General features: G+C 67.6%; 26 protein-coding genes and 1 pseudogene. 21 read left to right on the forward strand and 6 right to left on the reverse strand.

From position 1 onward, the window contains the following. Window positions 1-3: 3 nt before the first annotated feature. From H7J86_RS28050 to mftR, 3 genes are read right to left on the reverse strand one after another with little or no spacing between them, the layout of a single operon-like run. The gene (locus tag H7J86_RS28050) at window positions 4-1,284 is read right to left on the reverse strand and encodes a VOC family protein (protein WP_267294964.1); all 1,281 of its coding nucleotides are present in this window, start codon (window positions 1,282-1,284) and stop codon (window positions 4-6) included. Next, on the reverse strand, window positions 1,281-1,781 hold the full coding sequence (locus H7J86_RS28055; RefSeq protein ID WP_090359933.1) for an RNA polymerase sigma factor: 501 nt from the start codon (window positions 1,779-1,781) through the stop codon (window positions 1,281-1,283). Before H7J86_RS28055 ends, H7J86_RS28050 begins: the two co-directional genes overlap by 4 nt. Before the next feature lie 58 nt (window positions 1,782-1,839). Continuing rightward, window positions 1,840-2,430 (reverse strand): mycofactocin system transcriptional regulator MftR, encoded by a 591-nt coding sequence (mftR, locus tag H7J86_RS28060; RefSeq protein ID WP_090359930.1) that lies wholly within the window; start codon window positions 2,428-2,430, stop codon window positions 1,840-1,842. Window positions 2,431-2,536: 106 nt separating this feature from the next. Between mftR and mftA the strand changes: the two genes are divergently transcribed. The 7 genes from mftA (at window position 2,537) to mftG (ending at window position 8,988) form a co-directional block, all read left to right on the forward strand. Continuing rightward, on the forward strand, window positions 2,537-2,635 hold the full coding sequence (gene mftA / locus H7J86_RS28065; RefSeq protein WP_090359928.1) for a mycofactocin precursor MftA: 99 nt from the start codon (window positions 2,537-2,539) through the stop codon (window positions 2,633-2,635). 2 nt (window positions 2,636-2,637) lie between these two features. Then, the gene (gene mftB, locus H7J86_RS28070) at window positions 2,638-2,940 is read left to right on the forward strand and encodes a mycofactocin biosynthesis chaperone MftB (RefSeq protein WP_090359925.1); all 303 of its coding nucleotides are present in this window, start codon (window positions 2,638-2,640) and stop codon (window positions 2,938-2,940) included. Between the two features lie 29 nt (window positions 2,941-2,969). Continuing rightward, window positions 2,970-4,151 carry a mycofactocin radical SAM maturase gene (gene mftC, locus H7J86_RS28075; protein ID WP_267295064.1) on the forward strand — a complete coding sequence of 394 codons (1,182 nt, stop codon included), beginning with the start codon at window positions 2,970-2,972 and terminating at the stop codon, window positions 4,149-4,151. Between the two features lie 3 nt (window positions 4,152-4,154). Beyond that, window positions 4,155-5,342, forward strand: a complete 1,188-nt coding sequence (gene mftD / locus H7J86_RS28080) for a pre-mycofactocin synthase MftD (protein ID WP_090359924.1) — start codon at window positions 4,155-4,157, stop codon at window positions 5,340-5,342. A 102-nt stretch (window positions 5,343-5,444) separates the two neighbouring features. Next, complete coding sequence (gene mftE / locus H7J86_RS28085; protein ID WP_090359920.1) at window positions 5,445-6,188, forward strand: mycofactocin biosynthesis peptidyl-dipeptidase MftE; 744 nt, start codon at window positions 5,445-5,447, stop codon at window positions 6,186-6,188. Continuing rightward, window positions 6,185-7,597, forward strand: a complete 1,413-nt coding sequence (mftF, locus tag H7J86_RS28090) for a mycofactocin biosynthesis glycosyltransferase MftF (RefSeq protein WP_090359919.1) — start codon at window positions 6,185-6,187, stop codon at window positions 7,595-7,597. The genes mftE and mftF overlap by 4 nt, the downstream gene beginning before the upstream one ends. An 8-nt stretch (window positions 7,598-7,605) precedes the next feature. Further along, window positions 7,606-8,988 (forward strand): mycofactocin dehydrogenase MftG, encoded by a 1,383-nt coding sequence (mftG, locus tag H7J86_RS28095; RefSeq protein ID WP_267294966.1) that lies wholly within the window; start codon window positions 7,606-7,608, stop codon window positions 8,986-8,988. On the opposite strand, the gene H7J86_RS28100 is transcribed toward mftG, so the two are convergent. Next, window positions 8,978-10,513: an MFS transporter gene (locus tag H7J86_RS28100; RefSeq protein ID WP_267294968.1), complete on the reverse strand. Its 1,536-nt coding sequence runs from the start codon at window positions 10,511-10,513 to the stop codon at window positions 8,978-8,980. The two genes, mftG and H7J86_RS28100, sit on opposite strands and share 11 nt — an antisense overlap. A gap of 89 nt (window positions 10,514-10,602) precedes the next feature. On the opposite strand from H7J86_RS28100, the gene H7J86_RS28105 reads away from it, so the two are divergent. Then, the gene (locus H7J86_RS28105) at window positions 10,603-11,256 is read left to right on the forward strand and encodes a TetR/AcrR family transcriptional regulator (RefSeq protein WP_267294970.1); all 654 of its coding nucleotides are present in this window, start codon (window positions 10,603-10,605) and stop codon (window positions 11,254-11,256) included. Here H7J86_RS28105 and H7J86_RS28110 read toward each other — a convergent pair. Next, window positions 11,222-12,484, reverse strand: a complete 1,263-nt coding sequence (locus H7J86_RS28110; protein WP_090360533.1) for a cytochrome P450 — start codon at window positions 12,482-12,484, stop codon at window positions 11,222-11,224. The genes H7J86_RS28105 and H7J86_RS28110 overlap by 35 nt on opposite strands. 118 nt (window positions 12,485-12,602) lie before the next feature. Between H7J86_RS28110 and H7J86_RS28115 the strand changes: the two genes are divergently transcribed. Both H7J86_RS28115 and H7J86_RS28120 read left to right on the forward strand, forming a co-directional pair. Beyond that, the gene (locus H7J86_RS28115) at window positions 12,603-14,255 is read left to right on the forward strand and encodes a carboxylesterase/lipase family protein (RefSeq protein ID WP_267294972.1); all 1,653 of its coding nucleotides are present in this window, start codon (window positions 12,603-12,605) and stop codon (window positions 14,253-14,255) included. 5 nt (window positions 14,256-14,260) lie between these two features. Next, complete coding sequence (locus tag H7J86_RS28120) at window positions 14,261-14,599, forward strand: nuclear transport factor 2 family protein (protein WP_267294974.1); 339 nt, start codon at window positions 14,261-14,263, stop codon at window positions 14,597-14,599. A gap of 15 nt (window positions 14,600-14,614) precedes the next feature. Here H7J86_RS28120 and H7J86_RS28125 read toward each other — a convergent pair whose 3' ends face one another. Beyond that, window positions 14,615-15,088: a hotdog fold domain-containing protein gene (locus tag H7J86_RS28125; protein WP_267294976.1), complete on the reverse strand. Its 474-nt coding sequence runs from the start codon at window positions 15,086-15,088 to the stop codon at window positions 14,615-14,617. Window positions 15,089-15,533: 445 nt separating this feature from the next. On the opposite strand from H7J86_RS28125, the gene rpsJ reads away from it, so the two are divergent. The 11 genes and pseudogenes from rpsJ to rpsQ all read left to right on the forward strand — a co-directional run bounded on the left by rpsJ (window position 15,534) and on the right by rpsQ (window position 20,902). Beyond that, window positions 15,534-15,839, forward strand: coding sequence for a 30S ribosomal protein S10 (rpsJ, locus tag H7J86_RS28130; RefSeq protein ID WP_003883485.1), 306 nt, complete (start codon window positions 15,534-15,536; stop codon window positions 15,837-15,839). 14 nt (window positions 15,840-15,853) lie between these two features. Continuing rightward, window positions 15,854-16,507: a 50S ribosomal protein L3 gene (gene rplC, locus H7J86_RS28135; protein WP_090359900.1), complete on the forward strand. Its 654-nt coding sequence runs from the start codon at window positions 15,854-15,856 to the stop codon at window positions 16,505-16,507. Then, the gene (rplD, locus tag H7J86_RS28140) at window positions 16,507-17,166 is read left to right on the forward strand and encodes a 50S ribosomal protein L4 (protein ID WP_090359895.1); all 660 of its coding nucleotides are present in this window, start codon (window positions 16,507-16,509) and stop codon (window positions 17,164-17,166) included. Before rplC ends, rplD begins: the two co-directional genes overlap by 1 nt. Further along, window positions 17,166-17,468 (forward strand): 50S ribosomal protein L23, encoded by a 303-nt coding sequence (gene rplW / locus H7J86_RS28145; protein WP_090359892.1) that lies wholly within the window; start codon window positions 17,166-17,168, stop codon window positions 17,466-17,468. The genes rplD and rplW overlap by 1 nt, the downstream gene beginning before the upstream one ends. A 29-nt stretch (window positions 17,469-17,497) precedes the next feature. Then, the gene (gene rplB / locus H7J86_RS28150; RefSeq protein WP_090359890.1) at window positions 17,498-18,337 is read left to right on the forward strand and encodes a 50S ribosomal protein L2; all 840 of its coding nucleotides are present in this window, start codon (window positions 17,498-17,500) and stop codon (window positions 18,335-18,337) included. Between the two features lie 12 nt (window positions 18,338-18,349). Continuing rightward, on the forward strand, window positions 18,350-18,631 hold the full coding sequence (gene rpsS / locus H7J86_RS28155) for a 30S ribosomal protein S19 (RefSeq protein WP_010908582.1): 282 nt from the start codon (window positions 18,350-18,352) through the stop codon (window positions 18,629-18,631). Then, window positions 18,631-19,104, forward strand: a pseudogene (gene rplV / locus H7J86_RS28160) (50S ribosomal protein L22); the annotation flags it as partial. The gene rpsS and the pseudogene rplV, both read left to right, overlap by 1 nt. A 5-nt stretch (window positions 19,105-19,109) precedes the next feature. Continuing rightward, entirely contained in the window at window positions 19,110-19,940 is an 831-nt protein-coding gene (gene rpsC, locus H7J86_RS28165; protein ID WP_090359888.1) for a 30S ribosomal protein S3, read from the forward strand. A 2-nt stretch (window positions 19,941-19,942) separates the two neighbouring features. Further along, window positions 19,943-20,359, forward strand: a complete 417-nt coding sequence (gene rplP / locus H7J86_RS28170; RefSeq protein WP_090359885.1) for a 50S ribosomal protein L16 — start codon at window positions 19,943-19,945, stop codon at window positions 20,357-20,359. Then, complete coding sequence (gene rpmC / locus H7J86_RS28175) at window positions 20,359-20,592, forward strand: 50S ribosomal protein L29 (protein WP_090359883.1); 234 nt, start codon at window positions 20,359-20,361, stop codon at window positions 20,590-20,592. The genes rplP and rpmC overlap by 1 nt, the downstream gene beginning before the upstream one ends. Before the next feature lies 1 nt (window position 20,593). Further along, on the forward strand, window positions 20,594-20,902 hold the full coding sequence (gene rpsQ / locus H7J86_RS28180) for a 30S ribosomal protein S17 (protein ID WP_090359880.1): 309 nt from the start codon (window positions 20,594-20,596) through the stop codon (window positions 20,900-20,902). Window positions 20,903-21,065 lie beyond the last annotated feature (163 nt).

Raw genomic sequence — 21,065 nt, forward strand, 5'->3', positions numbered from 1 at the left:
GCCTCAGTGCTGGCCCAGGTAGAACCGCGCGCCCTGATCGTCGGTGCACAAGGCTGACTTACCGTAGGACTGGGCTGACGGCTCCTCGATGACCCGGCCCCGGGCCTCGCGCACCCGCGCGACCGCCGCGTCGATATCGGCGACCGTCCACATCGGTACGGTCCGAGCGACCTGCGCGCCCCCGGCGGCACCCGCCATCGGGTGCGTCCCCTGCACACCCCAGCCGTCGTCGACCCGGCCCGGCTCGAACGTCCAGTGCAGCACCCGGCTGTAGAACGCCTTGAACGCCGCCGAATCCGGTACCTCGTAGGTGAGGTAGGAGAGCTCACCCGGGCCGGTGCCGTTGAGCGCGGGCCGCGGTGTGCCCACGGTGTCCCGATAGACGGCGAACGGTATGCCCTGCGGATCGGTGGCATCGCACACCGTCCCGAACTCGCGCTGCTGGGGTTCACCGACGGTACCGCCGCCGGCCAGGATCGACGCGCGGGCGGCTTCCAGGTCGTCGACGGCGTAGCAGCAGAACAGCGTGCTGGGGCCGGGCGTCTCGAAAATGCCCGTCGACAGCCCGGATTCGGCTGATCCCGCTACGTGATGACCGGCATAGGACCAGCCCAGCACGTGCGCGTAGAACGCCTGAGCCCGCGCGGCGTCCGGCGTGTTCACCGACACGTAGCCGACGTCGCCGTGCCGGATGGTCTCGGGCGCGCCGGTGAGTGGGCCGGCGAGCATCCAGCGGTGTCCGAACGGGTCGATGACGGCGGCGTTGCGGGAGCCGTGGTTCTCGTAGGGTTCGCGCTGCACCAGGGCGCCGCGTTCGCGAGCCCGCTGCAGCGCTGCGTCGGTGTCCCGCACCTCCAGTCGCAGGCTCACGGAAACAGATTGCGGTGCAGGAGCTTTGAGCCCGATCTCGGGGTACTCGTCGGCCAGGTACACCGGTGCGCCGGCCATCGACAACTCGGCATGGCCGATGCGGCCGTCATCCATCACGATGGGGACGCCCACCACCTCGGCGCCGAAGACCTCGGCGTACCAGTCCAGTGCGGTGCGGGCGTCGGTGACCGCCAGATACGGGATGACGGCCGCGGTGACCGGTCGGGCGGTGGGTGCGCTGAGTTCGGCGAGCAGGGAATCGGTTCCGCTCATGACAACTCCTTCGGTTCCGGCGGGTAGGGACAGGGCGGCTTCCAGGCGGGCGCGCAGCCGGGCCGCGAACTCCGGATCGGGCGCGATGGGCAGGTCGTCGCCGTAGAGCGCTGTCAGCGGGTCGTGACTGCCGTCGGTCATGGCGTACCTCCCTCCGGGTAATGCGATCTGAAGGCGCGGCGGGCCCGCACCAGTAGGGCTTCGGTGGCATGCACGGTGCGTCCGATCAGTTCGGCGCATTCACCGACCGAACGGTCGTCCATATAGCGCAGCGCCAGCACGGTGCGGTGGTGTTCGGGGAGCCGGGCCAGTACCGCCTCGGCGACGATGCGGTCCAGTTCGGCGTCCCAGCCGTCGACGGGATCGGTGGTCTCGGGTACGTCCGCCGTCGGCACGCTGACTCGCCTGCGGTAGTGGTCGGCCAGCTTGTGTCGCGCCACCCCGATCAGCCAGGGCACCGTGACCGGTGGTGGCGACGGCTTCCTGGCGGCATCCATCGCGGCCAGGAACGTCTCCGAGGTCAGGTCCTCGGCCGTGCCGCGGTCGCCGCAGCGCCTGACGAAGTACCCGTACACCACCGGCAGCGCCTCGTCGTACAGCGTCAACAGCGCCCGGGCGGACTCGGTTTGGGCGCTCACACCCTTATCGTCGTTGCGGCGGCCCGAACTCCGACGGGGTTGGGCGAAGAATTTTCGTTCAGCTCTCCGGGGTGAGTTCGCCGAGCCCGCGGCCCACCACGTCGAAGGCGTCGCCGAGTGCCTCGGGCAGGGATACCGATTCGTCGGCCAGCCACTGCTCGTAAGCGGTCAGCGCCACGCCCAACGCCGTCCACGCCACGGTCTGGGGCACCAGGTCGGCGGGCTTGAGTCCCAGCCGGCGGGCCACGAAGGCGGCGATGACCTCGCGCCACCCGGCGTACATCGTCATCGAGTAGGCCTGGAGCGCGTCGGTCTCCAGGATGACGCGCATCCGTTGCCGGTGCTGTGGGGTCTCCTCGGCGCCGAAGTCGTTGAACGTCAACAATGCTGCACGCAAGGCGGTATCGAGCGGTACGTCCGGCGGCACCGCGTTGAGTACATCGCGCAGGTACTGCAGGTGTGCGTCGAAGTCGGCCCAGGGGATGGCGTTCTTGGACGAGAAGTAGCGGAACAGGGTGCGCCGGGAGATGCCCGCCGCGGCGGCCACATCGTCGACGCTGACATCGTCGAAACCCCGGGTCGCGAAGAGTTCCAGGGCGACCCCGCTGATGTGGCCCTGGGTGGTCGAAGGGCGCCGTCCCACGCTCATCGCCTACCACCCTTCCATTTCGGCACTCGATGCCATATTGTGTGCGGCGTGGGTCACAGTTGTCGAGACCCCGCGGTAACTCTCACGGTAACGAAAGGGGCAGTCCATGGAACCCAATCAGCAGGCCGAAACGGTCACTTCGCAGCTCGTCACCGAGTCTCTCGTCGAAGAGGTCTCGATCGACGGGATGTGCGGGGTCTACTGACCATGTCGGCGCCGACAGCCCCGGCACCGGCCTTCGACCCCGCGTTGGCCTGGACGTTGCACCGCCAGGTGGCGGTGCGGCCGGAACCGTTCGGGGCGTTGCTGTATCACTTCGGTACCCGGAAGCTGTCGTTCCTCAAGAACCGGACCATCGTCGAGGTGGTCAGCTCGCTGGCTGACCACCCCGACGTCCGGTCCGCCTGTCGCGCCGCCGGTATCGACGATGACGCGCAGGGCCCCTATCTGCACGCGCTGAGCGTGCTCGCACAGTCCCAGATGCTGGTCCCGAGGGAGACTTCCGAGTGACGATGATGGATTCGGCGCACGCGCCGGCAATGCAACCCGTGCCCCGCCTGGTCGATCAGTTCGAGCGCGGCCTGGACGCCCCGATCTGTTTGACCTGGGAGCTGACCTACGCCTGCAACCTGTCTTGTGTGCACTGCCTGTCGGCGTCGGGCAAGCGCGACCCGCGTGAGCTGAGCACCCAACAGTGCAAGGACATCATCGACGAGCTCGAGCGCATGCAGGTGTTCTACGTGAACATCGGCGGCGGGGAACCGACTGTGCGGTCGGACTTTTGGGAATTGGTCGATTACGCGACCGAACATCATGTCGGGGTGAAGTTCTCGACCAACGGCGTGCGCATCACCCCGGAGGTGGCTGCGAAGCTGGCCGCCAGCGACTACGTCGACGTCCAGATCTCGCTCGATGGTGCCACCGCCGAGGTCAACGACGAGGTGCGCGGCCCCGGTTCGTTCGCCATGGCCGTCCGTGCGCTGGAGAATCTCGCCGCGGCGGGTTTCAAGGACGCGAAGATCTCCGTGGTCGTCACCCGGCACAACGTGGACCAGCTCGACGACTTCAAGGCACTCGCCGATCACTACGGAGCCACGCTGCGCATCACCCGGTTGCGCCCCTCGGGCCGCGGCGCGGACGTCTGGGACCAACTGCACCCGACCGCCGCACAGCAGGTCCAGCTCTACGACTGGCTCGTCGCCAAGGGCGAGCGCGTGCTCACCGGTGACTCGTTCTTCCACCTGTCGGGCCTCGGCGAGCCCGGCGCGCTCGCGGGTCTGAACCTGTGCGGTGCGGGCCGGGTGGTCTGCCTGATCGATCCGGTGGGTGACGTGTACGCCTGCCCGTTCGCCATCCATGAGAAGTTCCTCGCCGGAAACGTGCTCACCAGCAACGGCTTTCAGGACGTCTGGCAGAACTCCCGGCTTTTCAACGAGCTGCGTGAACCGCAGTCGGCCGGGGCCTGCACCGGGTGCGGGCACTACGACGCCTGCCGTGGTGGCTGCATGGCCGCGAAGTTCTTCACCGGGCTGCCGCTGGACGGCCCGGATCCCGAGTGCGTCCAGGGATTCGGGGAACCGGCCCTGGCGCTGGGGCGGGACAAGCCCAAGCCCAGCGTCGACCACTCGCGAAGTGGCGGACGCAAAGGCCCGATCCCGCTGAAACTGCTCACCACTCCCGCTCGCCCGCCCAAGTCGTTCTGTAATGAAAGTCCTGTGTAGATCATGGCCCGCGATACCTGGTTCGAAACCGTCGCCATCGCGCAGCAGCGCGCGAAGAAGCGGTTACCCAAATCCGCCTATTCCTCGCTGATCTCGGCGAGCGAGAAGGGTGTGTCGGTCTCCGACAATGTCGAGGCGTTTGCCGAACTCGGCTTCGCCCCGCACGTCATCGGCGCCACCGAGAAGCGCGATCTGGCGACGACCGTGATGGGGCAGGATATTTCGCTGCCCGTCATCATCTCGCCGACCGGGGTGCAGGCGGTGCACCCCGACGGTGAGGTCGCGGTGGCCCGCGCGGCGGCGGCCCGCGGTACGGCCATGGGGTTGTCCTCGTTCGCCAGCAAGCCCATCGAGGAAGTCACCGCGGTCAACGACAAGGTCTTCTTCCAGATCTACTGGCTGGGCAGCCGCGAGGAGATCGCCGAGCGCGTGCAGCGCGCAAGGGACGCCGGAGCCGCCGGCTTGATCGCGACCACGGACTGGAGTTTCAGCCACGGCCGGGACTGGGGCAGCCCCAAGATCCCGGAGCGGATGGATCTCAAGACCATGATCAAGATGTCACCCGAGGTGATCTCCAAACCGCGCTGGCTCTGGAGTTTCGGTAAGCATCTGCGTCCGCCGGACCTGCGGGTTCCCAACCAGGGCAGGCGCGGGGAACCCGGGCCGACCTTCTTCGAGGCCTACGGCCAGTGGATGGGCACCCCGCCGCCCACCTGGGAAGACATCGCGTGGCTGCGTGAGCAGTGGCCCGACGCACCGTTCCTGCTCAAGGGCATGGTGCGCGTCGATGATGCCAAACGCGCTGTGGATGCCGGGGTTTCGGCGATCACGGTGTCCAACCACGGTGGTAACAACCTGGACGGCACCCCGGCGGCCATCCGCTGCCTGCCTGCGATCGCCGATGCGGTGGGCGACCAGATCGAGGTGTTGCTCGACGGCGGCGTCCGCCGGGGCAGCGATGTGGTCAAGGCCGTGGCGCTCGGTGCCAGGGCCGTCATGATCGGCCGCGCCTACCTGTGGGGTCTGGCCGCCGAAGGGCAGACCGGCGTCGAGAACGTGCTCGACATCATGCACGGCGGGATCGACTCGGCGCTGCGCGGGCTGGGGAAGGCCTCGATCCACGATCTGAACGCCGACGACATTTTGATTCCGCAAGGTTTCACTCGCGCCCTCGGGATTCCTGCCCGCTGATACTGACGTGGCTGACGTGGCTGCCGTGACCCGCCGTCCGGCAGCCACGCCCCGCAATGCAAATCAATTGCAGCGCATGCGCCAACAATCGGCGCACGCCAGGTGAATTGGGCCTACCATCGTCCGGTGGCCCTCCCCACCGACCTCGGCACCGCGACGTCGAATCGGCTGCATGGCTCCTCGCCTGCGGGGAAGCCCTCGCTGATCGTCCCGGTCGGCTCGACCGAACAGCACGGGCCCCACCTGCCGCTGGACACCGACACCCGGATCGCGGAAGCGGTCGCTCGCGCCGCGGCTCCCCGGATCGGCGCAGGTTGGCTGCTCGCGCCCGCCGTGAGCTACGGCGCCAGCGGCGAGCACGAGGGGTTCCCCGGCACGGTGTCGATCGGCACCGAGGCGCTGCGCCTGGTCCTGACCGAGTTCGGCCGGTCCGCGTGCAGCTGGGCGACGCGTCTGGTCTTCGTCAATGGTCACGGTGGAAATGTCGAGGCGCTGACCGCGGCGGTGACACTGCTACGAGCGGAAGGCCGCGACGCCGCCTGGTCTTCGTGTACGGTGCGGGGCGCCGACGCTCATGCGGGACATACCGAAACTTCTGTATTGCTACATATTTCACCAGAGAATGTGCGGATCGAGGAACGCGTGCCGGGTAACAGAGCACCGTTGTCGGAGTTGATGCCGGCGATGCGCCGTGGCGGGGTGGCCGCGGTGAGTGAGATCGGGGTCCTGGGGGACCCGACGACTGCCACAGAAGAGGACGGCGCGCGGCTGTTCGCCGCTATGGTCGACGGATGCGTGCGCAGAGTGTCGGCGTGGAGCCCGGACGCGCGCGGGATGCTGTTATGACGGGTCCGCGGCTGCCCGACGGATTCGCGGTCCAGGTCGATCGCCGGGTGAAGGTCCTCGGTGAGGGCGCAGCCCTGCTCGGTGGGTCGCCGACCAGGCTGCTGCGCCTGGCGCCGGTCGCTCAGACCATGCTCGACGGTGGCCGCCTGGAGGTGCACGACGCCTTGTCGGCCCAGCTGGCCCGCACCCTGCTCGATGCCACCGTGGCGCACCCGCGGCCGGCGACCGGTCCGTCCCACCGGGATGTCACAGTCGTTGTGCCAGTGCGTGACAACATCCTTGGCCTGTGCCGGCTGGTGCGCTCGCTGCGCGGGATGCGGGTGGTCGTGGTGGACGACGGCTCGACGGTGCCGGTGCAGGATTCCGATTTCGAGGGCGTGCGCAGCGAGGTGGTGGTGCTGCGGCACGCGCGCAGCCGTGGTCCGGCCGCGGCGCGCAACACCGGCCTGGCGGCCTGCACCACCGACTTCGTGGCCTTCCTGGACTCCGACGTGGTGCCCCGCCGGGGGTGGCTGGAGGCGCTGCTCGGCCACTTCTGCGACCCCGCTGTCGCGCTGGTGGCACCGCGCATCGTGAGTCTTCGTGAGCCCGACAACCTGGTGGCCCGGTACGAGTCGGTGCGCTCCTCGCTGGACCTGGGGATGCGGGAGGCGCCGGTCGTCCCCTACGGGCCGGTGTCCTATGTGCCCAGTGCCGCCATCATCTGCCGGCGCAGTCTGCTGGCCGAGGTGGGTGGTTTCGACGAGACCCTGCGCTCCGGTGAGGACGTCGACCTGTGCTGGCGATTCGTGGAGGCCGGTCACCGGCTCCGCTATGAACCCATCGCGCTGGTGGGCCACGATCATCGGACCCAGCTGCGGGAATGGTTCGGGCGCAAGGCCTTCTACGGGCAATCCGCGGCCCCGCTCTCGGTGCGGCACCCGGGTAAGACCGCGCCGATGGTGGTGCACCGGTGGATGTTGCTGGTCTGGATCCTGATTGCCAGCGGTTCGAACCTGGGATATTTCGCGGCCGCGGTCATCACCTTGTTGTTCGGCCGCCGGGTCGCCACCTCACTGGACGCGGTGGAGACCGCACCCAGGGATGTCGCCGCGATGGCGGCGCGAGGGCTGTGGGGGTCGGCGTTACAGGCCGCGTCGGCCATCTGCCGGCACTACTGGCCGGTGGCGTTGCTGGCGGCCGTGTTCTTCCGGCGTTGCCGGCACGTGGTCCTGGTGGCCGCGATCCTCGACGGGCTCGCCGACTGGGTCAGCCGCAACAACAACTCCGAGCAGGACACCCAGCGGGTCGGCGTGCTCAGCTACCTGTTGCTCAAACGCCTCGACGACATCGCCTACGGGCTGGGCTTGTGGACCGGGGTGGTGCGGGAGCGGCACGTCGGGGCGCTCAAACCGCAGATCCGGTCGTGACCTGAAACTTGCACAGCGATGTCCTGATCGTCGGCGCGGGAAGTGCTGGTTCGATTCTGGCCGAACGCCTTTCGGTCGACGAAAGATGCAAGGTCACGGTCCTCGAAGTGGGCCCGAGTGCCGATGATCCCGCGGTGTCGGCGCACCTGCGCGATGCCACCAGACTCCCGATCGGACCGGGCAGCGCAGTCGTCCGGCAGTACGCCACCTCGCTGACCGACCACCCCCGGCGGACGGCGACGGTGATGCGCGGAGCCGTGGTGGGCGGCTCGGGCGCCATCAACGGCGGGTACTTCTGCCGGGGTAGGGCCGCGGATTTCGACGGGTGGAATCTGCCTGGCTGGCGCTGGGACGACGTGTTGCCCCATTTCCGGGCGATCGAGACCGATCTGGACCGCACGGGCCCACTGCACGGCGCGCACGGGCCGGTCCGGGTCCGTCGGACCGCGCAGCTGAGCCCGGGCACGGCGACGTTCGTGCAACGAGGGCTCGGCCTCGGGTATCCCTGGCTCGACGATCTCAACGGCGAACCCGAGGGGGTCGGAGTCGGCGCGATACCACTCAACATCGAAAACGGGATCCGGCTGGGACCGGCTTCGGTATTCCTGCTCCCGGCGTTGTCCCGACCGAATCTCACCGTGCGCTCCGGCGTTCCCGTGCTGCGTGTCCTGATCAAGGGAGCGCGGGCCGTCGGTGTCGAGGTGCTCGGCCGGGCAGGGCTGGACACTCTCACCGCTGACCGAATTGTCTTGTCGGCCGGTGCGATTGGTTCCGCTCAGCTGCTGATGGTCTCGGGCATCGGGCCGGCGGACATGCTCGAGCGCGCGGGTATCACCGTGCACACCGGGCTGCCCGTGGGGGTGGCGTTCTGCGATCATCCGGAGTGGGTGCTGCCGGTCGACTGGCCGGCCGCGCCGGGCCGGCCCCCCGTGGAGGCGGCCCTGTACCTGGGTGATCTCGAACTCCGGCTCTACACAACAGGTTTCGCCGAGATGATCGGGGCGGGTCCCGCCGATCGTCCACATATCGGTATCGCTCTGATGCGTCCGCAATCGCGGGGACGGCTCTCGGTGCTGTCGGCGGATCTGGCCGATGCCCCCGTCATCGAGCATCACTATGACGGGGAACAAGCCGATGTGGCGGCCCTGCGTCACGGTGCCGAGCTCGCCGGGGAGATCGCCGGAGTGGTTGGGCGCGAAGCACATTGGTCCACCACACAACACTTGAGCGGTACCGCGCCGATGGGTCAGGTGCTCGACGAGCGCTGCCGGGTGCACGGCATCGACGGTCTGTGGGTGGTGGACGGGTCGGTCATGCCGATATTGCCCAGCCGGGGGCCGCACGCCACGATCGCGATGATCGGGCACCGGGCGGCCGAGTTCATCTCCTGAACAGCGCCTTACCGTCCCGGCCGGGCGCGAACATCGAGATCAGTACCGCGGCCCCGGCCGTCACGATCGCCAGTACCGTCAACGACCCCTGCATCGCATACAGGAACGACATCTTCGCGGCGAACGCCAGATCCGTGCCGTTCGACCCCAAACGTGTTGCGGCATTGAGTGCCTCACCGATCGAGCCGGCCGCCGCGGTACGCAGCGGTTCGGGATAGCGGCCCAGGGCCGGCATGATCTCGTGGGTGTAGCGGGCGGCCAGCATGGAACCGGCCAGCGCGATTCCCAGTGCCGCACCCATCTCACGGGTGGTGTCGTTCACCGCGGAGGCCACCCCCTGCTTGTCGTCGGGTGCCGAGGTCATGATCGCCGACGTGGTCGGGGCGGTGAACAAACCGACGCCGGTACTCATGACCAGCAGCGGCCAGGCCAGCTCCGCATAGGAGGCGTCCACCGCGAGCCCACGCATGCCGAGCAGCCCGATCGCCATCAGCATCAATCCGGTGAAGACCACGAACCGCAAGCCGAGCCGCGGCAGGTACCACGCGGACAGCGGCGAGAGGATCAGCAGCGGAACTGCCAACGGCGACAGCGCGACTGCGGTGCCCAGCGGTGAATACCCCAATACCAACTGGAGGAACTGCATCTCCAGGTAGAAGAAGCCGAACATGGTCATGAAGAGCACCGTGATGGCCGCCGCTCCGGTACCGAATTCGGGAACCCGGAACAGTCGGACGTCCAGCAGCGGATGACGCACGCGCAACTCGAGGACGCCGAACACAGCGATCAGCACGATGCCGGCGGCGATGCACGACAGCACGACGGGATGTCCCCAGCCGCGCGCCGGCGCTTCCAGGATGCCGAACACCAGCACCGCCACCGCCACCCCGATGGTCACCGCGCCCAGGCCGTCCAACGGTGTGGTCGCGGGGTCCTTTGACTCTTTGACGGTCAGCGTCAGGACGAACGTCAGCGCCGCGCCGATCGCGAAACCCCAGAAGACTGCCTGCCAGGACCAGATCGCCAGTAACAGACCGGTTCCCAGCATCCCGACGATGGCCCCACACCCGGCGATACCGGCCCAGATGGCAATGGCTTTGGTGCGCTGCTCCTTTGGGTACGCCGTGGTGAGAAGGGACAGGGTGGCGGGCATGATGAAGGCGGCGCCGGCCCCGGCGACCACGCGGGCGGCTATCACGTGGCCAGGGTCGGAGCTGAGTGCGGGAATCACCGATGCCACCCCGAAGACCGCCAGTCCGGCCAGCAGTGCGGCGCGCCGGCCGAACCGATCGCCGATCGCGCCGGCCGGCAGGAGCAGGCACGCCAACGCCAGGGTGTACCCGTCGACGATCCAGGTGAGCTGCGTCTGGCTGGCCGACATCGCGACGGCGATATCGCCGAGTGCGGTGTTGAGTGCCACCATCGACGAGATGACCAGTAACACGCCCAGGCAGGCGACGCACAGTGTCCAGGCCCGGGTTCGCGCCGAGGTGATCGGCACCTCCAGCGGTGTGGTGTCGACCATTGCTGGGCTCCCCGGGGTGCGATAATAAAGAGACTATTGGTCTCGTTGCGAGACTAACAGTCTTGTTTCTGGAGCGGAGGAGATTCGAGATGGCGGCTGAATCGGATCCGCGACCGGCCCGGTCCCGGGCCCGGCTGCTCGACGCCGCGACCGCGCTGCTTCGGTCCGGGGGGCCCAGCGCGGTGACTGTCGACGCGGTACTGCGCGGCGCGAACGTGGCCCGGGCCACGCTGTACCGGCATTTTCCGAGCGGAAATGACTTGCTGGCGGCCGCCTTTCACGCCTTGATTCCGGCCGCGCCGGAGCCCCCGCCGGAAGGGCCGCTGCGGGAACGGCTCACGGCGCTGGTGCAGGCGCAGGCCGCGCTGATCGCAGAGGTGCCGGTGACGGTGGCGGCGATGTCGTGGCTGGCACTGGGAGGTGACCTCACGGCGCTACCTTGGACCGACCGCGCGGGCGCCGCGGCCAAATCCGACAGCCCCGAGATACGCACGCTGCGTGAACGGGTGGCCGAACAGTATGCCGCTCCCTTGGAGGCCGTCCTGGACAGCCCGGATGCCATCGCCCAACTGGGCAATGTCGACCGCACCACGGCTGCGGCGCTGCTACTGGGGCCGGTTGTGCTCGGAAAGCTCAGCACGCTCCCGGATTTCGACTACGAGCAGATCGCCCGGGTGTCGGTGGACGGTTTCCTGGCCACTCACTCGATCAGCGCAACGAATACCGAATCGGCAGGTGCTTGAGTCCGCCGACGAACACCGTCTGCGAAAGCTCGGGCGTACCGGCCAGTTCGATGGCGTCCAGGCGGGGGATGAGCTCACCGAACAGGCTGGTCATCTCCATCCGGGCCAACGCCGCCCCCAGACAGAAGTGCACACCGTAGCCGAAGGCCAGATGCTTGTTGGGGTCGCGACCGACGTCGAAGCGAAACGGATCTTCGAAGACCTCTTCGTCACGATTGCCCGACACGTAGGCGAGGTAGACCGATTCGCCCTTGGCGATGGGGACGCCACGCACCTCGGTGTCGGCGGTCGCCGTGCGCATGAACTCCTTGACCGGGGTGGTCCAGCGGATCATCTCGTCCACTGCGGTGCCCATCAGTTCGGGGTGTGCGCGCAGCCGGTCCAGTTCGGCGGGATTCGCGATGAGCGCGTGCAGGCCACCGGAGATCGCGTCCTTGGTGGTGTCATGGCCGGCGCTGGCGACGATCACGTAATAGGAAGCGGTGTCGACATCGGACAGCGGCTGCCCGTCGATGGTGCCGTTGGCGATCGCCGAGGCGAGGTCCTCGGTCGGGTCGGCCCGGCGTGAGGCGGTCAGCTGGGAGAAATAGGCGAAGAAGTCCAGCAGCACCTCCAGTCCGTCTTCGAGGGATTTGCCGCGCTGGTATTCCTCGTCGTCGCCGCCGAACAGCTCCTGGGTCAGCATGTGCATCCGCCCGAAATCGGACTCGGGCAGCCCCAGCAGCGACATGATGACGTACAGCGGGAAGTTCACCGCGATCTCGGTGACGAAATCGCATTCGGGCCCGATCTCGCGCATCCGGTCGACATAGCGCTTGGCCAGTTCGTCGACGCGGACCTTGAGGTCGCGCATCGCCTTGGGGCGGAACCAGTCCGCGCCGATGGCCCGCACCTTGCGGTGGTGCGGGTCGTCCATGTGGATCAGGGTGCGCAGGCCCATCCCGGCTTCCAGCTGAGCCTTGGCCATGTCGTCGGCATCGGCGGTGGCCAGCAGTGGCCGCGGTTCGCTGATGAACAGGTCGTTCTCCCGTTCGATCGCCATGATGTCCGCGTGCTTGGTGATCGCCCAGAACGGCCGATACGGCCGGAAATCGACCCAGGAGACGGGCTGCTCGGCACGCAGGTGGCGCAGCGCCGCGTGCAGGCGCGCATCCTCGGCGTAGGCGGTCGGGTCGGCCAGGACGCGGTTCTGCGGACTTACCGGGCGATCGGTGGTCGGGGTGCTCATCGGCAGCTCCTTGCGGTTGACTTGACGGGTGTCAGGTTTCCGGTCGTACCCAGTGTCGGCGATGCGCACCATCGCGCGGGCGGGTTTGCGCCGATCGGCTGCCGTAGGCTCGGCGATCATGCTGTCCGGTCCGTTCGGGCGCCGGTGGTCCGGCCCCGTCGCTCGCCTACTGGCCACCGCGGTCATCGGCGTGGTGGTCCTCGGCGGCTGCGCACGGGGCGCCGGCCAGGTGGCCGACACCAGCCGGGTGCCCACACCGGACCCCGGGCTCGACAGCGGCCTGGTGCACATCGCCGACGGCCGGCTTCAAGGGGCTGCCGCCTCCGGCTACGTTCTGTTCCAAGGTATTCCGTACGCGGCGCCCCCGGTGGGCCCGCTGCGCTGGCAACCACCCGCGCCGGTCGCCCCGTGGCCGGGTATCCGGGACGCGACCATGCCCCGTCCCCGCTGCGTACAGGACGTCTCGCGTGATCCCGGTTGGGGCCGCAAGACCTCCGAGGACTGCCTGACGCTCAACGTCTGGGTGCCCGCCGGCGCCGTCGGGCTGCCGGTGATGTTCTGGATCCACGGCGGCGCGTTCCTCAACGGCAGCGGCGAGCTGTACGGCTCGCGCTGGTTGGCGACCAAGGGCCGGGTCATCGTGGTCACCATCAACTACCGGCTCGGGGCGCCGGGATTCCTCGCTCACCCGGGCGTCGGCGATGGCAATTACGGGCTCGCCGACCAACAGGCGGCGCTGCACTGGGTGCACGACAACATCGGTGCGTTCGGTGGCGATCCCGGAAAAGTCACCATCGCCGGGGAGTCGGCGGGGGCGATGTCGGTATGCGATCACCTCGTCGCGCCCGGCTCGGCGGGACTGTTCCGGGCCGCCATCATCCAGAGCGGTCCGTGTCAGGCACAGGCCGACCTGGCCACCGCCCGGCGCGAAAGCCTGCGCTACGCCGCGCGGGTGGGCTGTGCCGATCCGGCGGACGCAGCGCGCTGCCTGCGCGCGCTACCCGCGGCCAGACTCGATCAGCCACCGTGGTTCTACCGGATCGGCAGTGATTGGCTGACCGGCCCGGCGACCGGTACACCGATCCTGCCGGCCGATCCGGTCAAGATGATCCACGACGGAAAGGCGGCCAAGGTCCCGGTGCTCATCGGGACCACCGCCGACGAATTCACGCTGTTCGTGGCTCTGCAGTACCTGCGTACCGGGCACAAGTCCACTCCCGCCGACTACCCGGGCCTGCTCGCGGACACCTTCGGGGACCAGGGGGCCGCCGTCGGCGCGCACTACCCGCTGGCTCGCTTCGGCGGTGATGCATCGCTGGCATACGCCGCGGCGGTCACCGACGGTGTCTTCGCCTGCGTCGCGCACCGGATGGCCACCGACTTGGGCAGGTCGGCGCCGGTGTACGGCTACGAATTCGACGATCCCGCTCCGCCGACTCCGGACCCGTTGCGGCACTTGCCCTTCTCGGTGGGCGCCAGCCACTCCCTGGACTTGCGATACCTGTTCGAGATCGGCGGGGCGCCCGCCTTGACCGCGGCCCAACAGCGGCTGTCCGATCAGATGCTGTCGTACTGGACGCAATTCGTCACCACCGGTGTCCCCGCCGTGCCGGGTGGGCCGGTGTGGCCACCGGTCGACGATGAACCTGATCCCCGTCGCCCCGACCCCGACCCCTCGTCGTGGATGCAGCTGCGCCCCGACGGCAGCCGGGTGGTCACCGACTTCGCGACGGCGCACCAGTGTGCGTTCTGGGCCGGACTGCCGAGCTGACGCCGATGAGCGACTTCGCACAGATCTGGGTGGACGCCTGGAACCGGCACGATGTCGAGGCCGTGCTCGCGCATTTCCACGATGACGTGGTGTTCAGCTCGCCGGTGGCCGAGCGCGTCGTGCCCGAAAGCGGGGGAGTGGTGCGCGGCAAGGCGGCGTTGCGCGAGTACTGGACCAGCGCGCTGGCGCAACTTCCCGATCTGCACTTCGATCTGGTCGCGGTCTACCGGGGTGTGTCCACCCTCGTCATCAACTACCGCAATCAGCGCGGGCAGCTGGTCAACGAGGTCCTCATCTTCGACGGTGAACTGGTGCGCGAGGGCCACGGCACCTACCTGGGCTAGAGGCACCGGATCGGCTCAGGCCGGCGTGACCCAGGTGGTGATCTCGGCGTGCACCACTTCCGCGCCCGTACGGTCCAGGATCCGGACCGGGACGACGATCTCGGTGCCCTCGGTCATCGCACCGAAGTCCGGCACCTCGAATCCCGCGACGGCCCGCAGCGACGATGTGGCCTTGGCCAGGTACTGGACCGTCATGGCCTTCGGGATCCAGCGATGCGTGGTGGGCACCGTGGCTTCCATGGCCATCCCCATCGCCACCTCGGCGGCGTTGCAGGACGCGATCGCATGCACGGTGTGCAGGTGGTTGTAGACGAAGAACCACTTGGGCACCGTCACCTCGGCGAGGCCGGGCTCCATCCGCCGCACGTGCGGCAGCACCGAGGCGAAGTACGGCACGCGGATCATGGCCGCGGCGGAGAACAAGACGGTGCCGCCGGGCCGCCGGGACAGCTGTTGCCACGCGCGATAGGTCGAGCTCGGAGGCCACATGTGCGATACCTTACTTCGGAGTAAGATATACCCGGGTACCGAGGCTGAAGCCAGGTTGATTTCGGTCCGCGAGGGGTTCCCCGGCCTCAGCCTCGGTGCTCCGAACTGTCCCGATCGCAGTTGGCGCGGGGCCGCCCGCCCGGAATTTGGCTGCCGCCCCGATCTGAGGCATACTGTTCGGGTTGCCTTGAGCCGGGTTCGCCTGGTCGGGCATGCGACCAGCGTCCTCACGGGCGTGTCCGGTCCCCACCTCGATCGCGAGCGAAATTTCGAACGCGGACGAGTGTGCGCAAGGGCGACACACCCGAGCGCGGGGGTCGGTGTACCAGAGACAGGTAAACAGCGGCGGCATAGCCAGCGCGGCGCACTCGTGCGTGGCGCGCTAGACCAAGCAGGAACGAACATGGCCCAACCGTGGGCCCGTTAGTAGTGAGGTAGGAGAAGCGTGGCGGGACAGAAGATCCGCATCAGGCTCAAGGCCTACGACCATGAGGCGATCGACGCCTCGGCGCGAAAGATCGTCGAGACTGTCACCCGTACGGGCGCCAGCGTGGTCGGCCCGGTGCCGCTGCCGACCGAGAAGAACGTGTATTGCGTTATCCGGTCTCCCCATAAGTACAAGGACTCGCGGGAGCATTTCGAAATGCGTACCCACAAGCGCCTTATCGACATCCTCGACCCGACGCCGAAGACCGTTGACGCCTTGATGCGCATCGATCTCCCGGCGAGTGTCGACGTCAACATCCAGTAGGAGACCCGAGAAAAATGGCTAGAAAAGGCATTTTGGGCACCAAGCTGGGCATGACGCAGGTGTTCGACGAGAACAACAAAGTCGTCCCGGTGACGGTCGTCAAGGCCGGCCCCAACGTGGTGACCCGCATCCGCACCACCGAGCGTGACGGTTACAGCGCCGTGCAGCTCGCCTACGGCGAGATCAGCCCGCGCAAGGTCAACAAGCCGGTCGCCGGCCAGTTCGCCGCCGCCGGGGTCAACCCGCGCCGGCACCTGGCGGAGCTGCGCCTGGAGAACGAAGCCGCCGCCGCCGAGTACGAGGTCGGCCAGGAGCTGACCGCCGAGATCTTCGCCGACGGTGCATATGTCGACGTGACCGGCACCAGCAAGGGCAAGGGCTTCGCCGGCACCATGAAGCGCCACGGTTTCAAGGGCCAGGGTGCTTCGCACGGTGCGCAGGCTGTGCACCGTCGTCCCGGCTCGATCGGTGGCTGCGCCACCCCGGGCCGCGTCTTCAAGGGCACCCGCATGTCGGGTCGCATGGGTAGTGACCGCATCACCACCCAGAACCTGAAGGTGCACAAGGTCGACGCCGAGAACGGCGTGCTGTTGATCAAGGGCGCAGTTCCCGGGCGCAACGGTGGACTGGTCGTGGTTCGCACCGCGATCAAACGAGGTGAGAAGTAATGACTTCTTTGAAGATTGACGTTCATACCCCGGACGGCAAGCTGGATGGTTCCGTGGAACTGCCGGCTGCCCTCTTCGACGCCGAAGCCAACATCGCGCTGCTGCACCAGGTGGTCAACGCGCAGCTGGCTGCCGCCCGCCAGGGCACGCATTCGGCCAAGACTCGCGCCGAGGTGTCCGGTGGTGGCAAGAAGCCTTACCGCCAGAAGGGCACCGGCCGCGCGCGCCAGGGCTCGACTCGTGCGCCGCAGTTCACCGGTGGTGGCGCAGTGCATGCGCCGAAGCCGCGTGACTACAGCCAGCGCACCCCGAAGAAGATGATCGCCGCCGCCCTGCGCGGGGCGCTCTCGGACCGGGCGCGCAACGAGCGGATCCACGCCGTCACCGAACTGGTGGCCGGCCAGGTCCCGTCCACGAAGAGCGCCAAGGGTTTCCTGGGCAAGCTGACCGACCGCAAGCGCGTGCTGGTGGTCATCGGCCGCGCCGACGAGGTCGGTGCCAAGAGCGTGCGCAACCTCCCCGGGGTGCACGTGCTCTCGGCCGACCAGCTGAACACCTACGACGTGCTCCGCGCCGATGACATCGTGTTCAGCGTCGAGGCGCTCAACGCGTACATCGCCGCGAACACGAAGGACCAAAAAGAAGGAGCGTCGGTCTGATGGCAACGATTACCGACCCCCGCGACATCATCCTGGCCCCGGTCATCTCGGAGAAGTCCTACGGACTGATCGAGGGCAACGTGTACACGTTTGTGGTGCACCCGGATTCGAACAAGACGCAGATCAAGATCGCCGTCGAGAAGATCTTCTCCGTCAAGGTCGACTCGGTGAACACCGCCAACCGGCAGGGCAAGCGCAAGCGCACCCGCACCGGCTACGGCCAGCGCAAGAGCACCAAGCGCGCGATCGTGACCCTGGCGCCGGGCAGCAAGCCGATCGACCTCTTCGGAGCACCGGCCTGACCGGCCGGGAGTTAAGGGATTAACTGATAATGGCAATTCGCAAGTACAAGCCGACGACCCCCGGTCGTCGCGGTTCGAGCGTCTCCGACTTCGCCGAGATCACTCGTTCGACCCCGGAGAAGTCGCTGATCCGCCCGCTGCACAGCACCGGTGGACGTAACGCCCACGGCCGCATCACGACTCGGCACAAGGGTGGCGGCCACAAGCGCGCCTACCGCGTCATCGACTTCCGTCGCCATGACAAGGACGGCGTCAACGCCAAGGTCGCTCACATCGAGTACGACCCGAACCGCACCGCGAACATCGCGCTGCTCCACTTCCTCGACGGCGAGAAGCGCTACATCATCGCGCCGCAGGGTCTGAAGCAGGGCGATGTCATCGAGCAGGGCCCCAACGCCGATATCAAGCCGGGTAACAACCTGCCGCTGCGCAACATCCCGGCCGGTACCGTCATCCACGCTGTGGAGCTGCGGCCCGGCGGCGGTGCCAAGCTGGCCCGCTCGGCCGGCGTCAGCATCCAGCTGCTGGGCAAGGAAGGCACCTACGCGTCGCTGCGTATGCCGTCCGGTGAAATCCGTCGTGTCGACGTGCGCTGCCGCGCCACCGTCGGCGAGGTGGGTAACGCCGAGCAGGCCAACATCAACTGGGGCAAGGCCGGCCGCATGCGGTGGAAGGGCAAGCGCCCGACCGTCCGTGGTGTCGTGATGAACCCGGTCGACCACCCGCATGGTGGTGGTGAGGGTAAGACGTCCGGTGGTCGTCACCCGGTGAGCCCCTGGGGCAAGCCCGAGGGCCGCACCCGCAAGCCCAACAAGGCGAGCGACAAACTCATCGTCCGACGCCGGCGCACCGGCAAGAATAAGCGCTAGGAGTAGCCAGCGATGCCACGCAGCCTGAAGAAGGGCCCGTTCGTCGACGACCATCTGCTCAAGAAGGTCGACGTCCAGAACGAGAAGAACACCAAGCAGGTCATCAAGACCTGGTCGCGCCGGTCCACCATCATCCCGGACTTCATCGGTCACACCTTCGCCGTCCACGACGGTCGCAAGCACGTGCCGGTGTTCGTCACCGAGGCGATGGTCGGGCACAAGCTGGGCGAGTTTGCGCCCACCCGTACGTTCAAGGGTCACATCAAGGATGACCGGAAGGCGAAGCGCCGGTAATGAGTACTCCGTTGAAAACAGGCACGGAATATCCGTCCGCGACGGCGGTGGCACGTTTCGTGCACATGTCGCCGACCAAGGCACGCCGGGTCATCGACCTGGTTCGCGGCAAGTCCGTGGCCGAGGCGCTCGACATCCTGCGCTGGGCTCCCCAGGAGGCCAGCGAGACGGTCGCCAAGGTGATCGCCAGTGCGGCCGCCAATGCGCAGAACAACAGCGGGCTGGACCCGGCGACCCTGGTGGTCGCCACCATTCACGCCGACGGTGGCCCGACCGCCAAGCGCATCCGTCCGCGCGCCCAGGGGCGTGCGTTCCGGATCCGTAAGCGCACCAGCCACATCACCGTGATCGTGGAGAGCCGTCCGCCCAAGCAGAAGGGTGCCGCTGCGTCGTCAGCGCGCAGCCGTCGCGCCCAGGGCAGCAAGGCCGCTTCGACCAAAACCAAGGCTTCCGCAGAAGCGAAGGAGGGCTCGGAGTAGTGGGCCAGAAGATCAATCCGCACGGCTTCCGCCTCGGCATCACCACCGATTGGAAGTCCCGGTGGTACGCCGACAAGCAGTACTCGGATTACGTGAAGGAAGACGTCGCGATCCGTCGTCTGCTGGCCACCGGCCTCGAGCGCGCCGGCATCGCCGACGTGGAGATCGAACGCACCCGGGACCGGGTCCGCGTTGACATCCACACCGCGCGTCCCGGCATCGTGATCGGCCGCCGCGGCACGGAGGCCGACCGCATCCGCACCGACCTGGAGAAGCTCACCAAGAAGCAGGTGCAGCTGAACATCCTCGAGGTGAAGAACCCCGAGTCGGTGGCACAGCTGGTTGCCCAGGGTGTCGCCGAGCAGCTGAGCAACCGGGTGGCGTTCCGCCGCGCGATGCGCAAGGCGATCCAGTCGGCGATGCGGCAGCCCAACGTCAAGGGCATCCGGGTGCAGTGCTCGGGCCGCCTCGGCGGTGCTGAGATGAGCCGCTCGGAGTTCTACCGCGAAGGTCGCGTCCCGCTGCACACGCTGCGCGCGGATATCGACTACGGCCTCTACGAGGCGAAGACCACCTTCGGCCGCATCGGTGTGAAGGTCTGGATCTACAAGGGTGACATCGTCGGCGGCAAGCGTGAGCTGACCGCCGCCGCGCCCGCCGCAGACCGTCCGCGCCGGGATCGTCCGTCGGGTACTCGTCCGCGCCGCAGCGGTGCATCGGGTACTACGGCGACGAGCACCGACGCCGGACGCGCCGCGAGCGGTGACGACACAGCCGCGCCGACCGCTGACGCTGCTGTCGAGGCAACCGCCGAGAGCACGGAGAACTAATCATGTTGATTCCCCGCAGGGTCAAGCACCGCAAGCAGCACCACCCGGAGCAGCGTGGCATCGCCAGCGGCGGCACCTCGGTCAGCTTCGGCGACTATGGCATCCAGGCACTGGAGCACGCCTACATCACCAACCGGCAGATCGAGTCCGCTCGTATCGCCATCAACCGGCACATCAAGCGTGGCGGCAAGGTGTGGATCAACATCTTCCCGGACCGCCCGCTGACCAAGAAGCCCGCCGAAACCCGCATGGGTTCGGGTAAGGGTTCGCCGGAGTGGTGGGTGGCCAACGTCAAGCCCGGCCGCGTGCTGTTCGAGATCAGCTTCCCGGACGAGAAGATCGCCAAGGAAGCGCTCACCCGCGCAATCCACAAGCTGCCGATCAAGGCACGCATCGTGACACGAGAGGAGCAGTTCTGATGGCAGTGGGAATTTCGCCCGGCGAACTGCGTGAGCTGACCGACGAAGAGCTCACCACTCGTGTGCGCGAGTCGAAGGAAGAGCTGTTCAACCTGCGCTTCCAGATGGCGACCGGACAGCTCGCCAACAACCGGCGGCTGCGGGTCGTCCGCCAGGAGATCGCACGGGTCTACACCGTGCTGCGTGAACGTGAATTGGGTCTGGCCTCCGGACCCGTTGGTGAGGATTCGTAAAATGGCAGAGAAGACTGCGAAAGAAGCAGGCCCCAACCACACGCCGGCCACCGAGACGACGCGTGGCCGTCGCAAGACGGCCATCGGTTACGTGGTCAGCGACAAGATGCAGAAGACCATCGTGGTCGAGCTGGAATCTCGCAAGAGCCACCCGCTCTACGGCAAGATCATCCGGACCACCACGAAGGTCAAGGCGCACGACGAGAACGGCGTAGCCGGTGTCGGCGACCGCGTCTCGCTGATGGAGACCCGACCGTTGTCGGCCACCAAGCGGTGGCGGCTGGTCGAGGTGCTCGAGCGCGCCAAGTAAGACCGCATGAGTGAAAACCCCCGCCTGATGGCGGGGGTTTTTGCGTAGGTGGGGGCGGGTGCTTCAGCGGTGTCTGCGGTAGGTGGGGGAGCTCGGCCTGCCGATGAGAATGCGTGCCGAGCGATCTTTCCGTCAGATCGGGTAATTGATCTGCCTATTGCTT

The sequence above is a fragment of the Mycobacterium hackensackense genome (assembly GCF_025822555.1).
Lineage (GTDB): Bacteria > Actinomycetota > Actinomycetes > Mycobacteriales > Mycobacteriaceae > Mycobacterium > Mycobacterium fluoranthenivorans.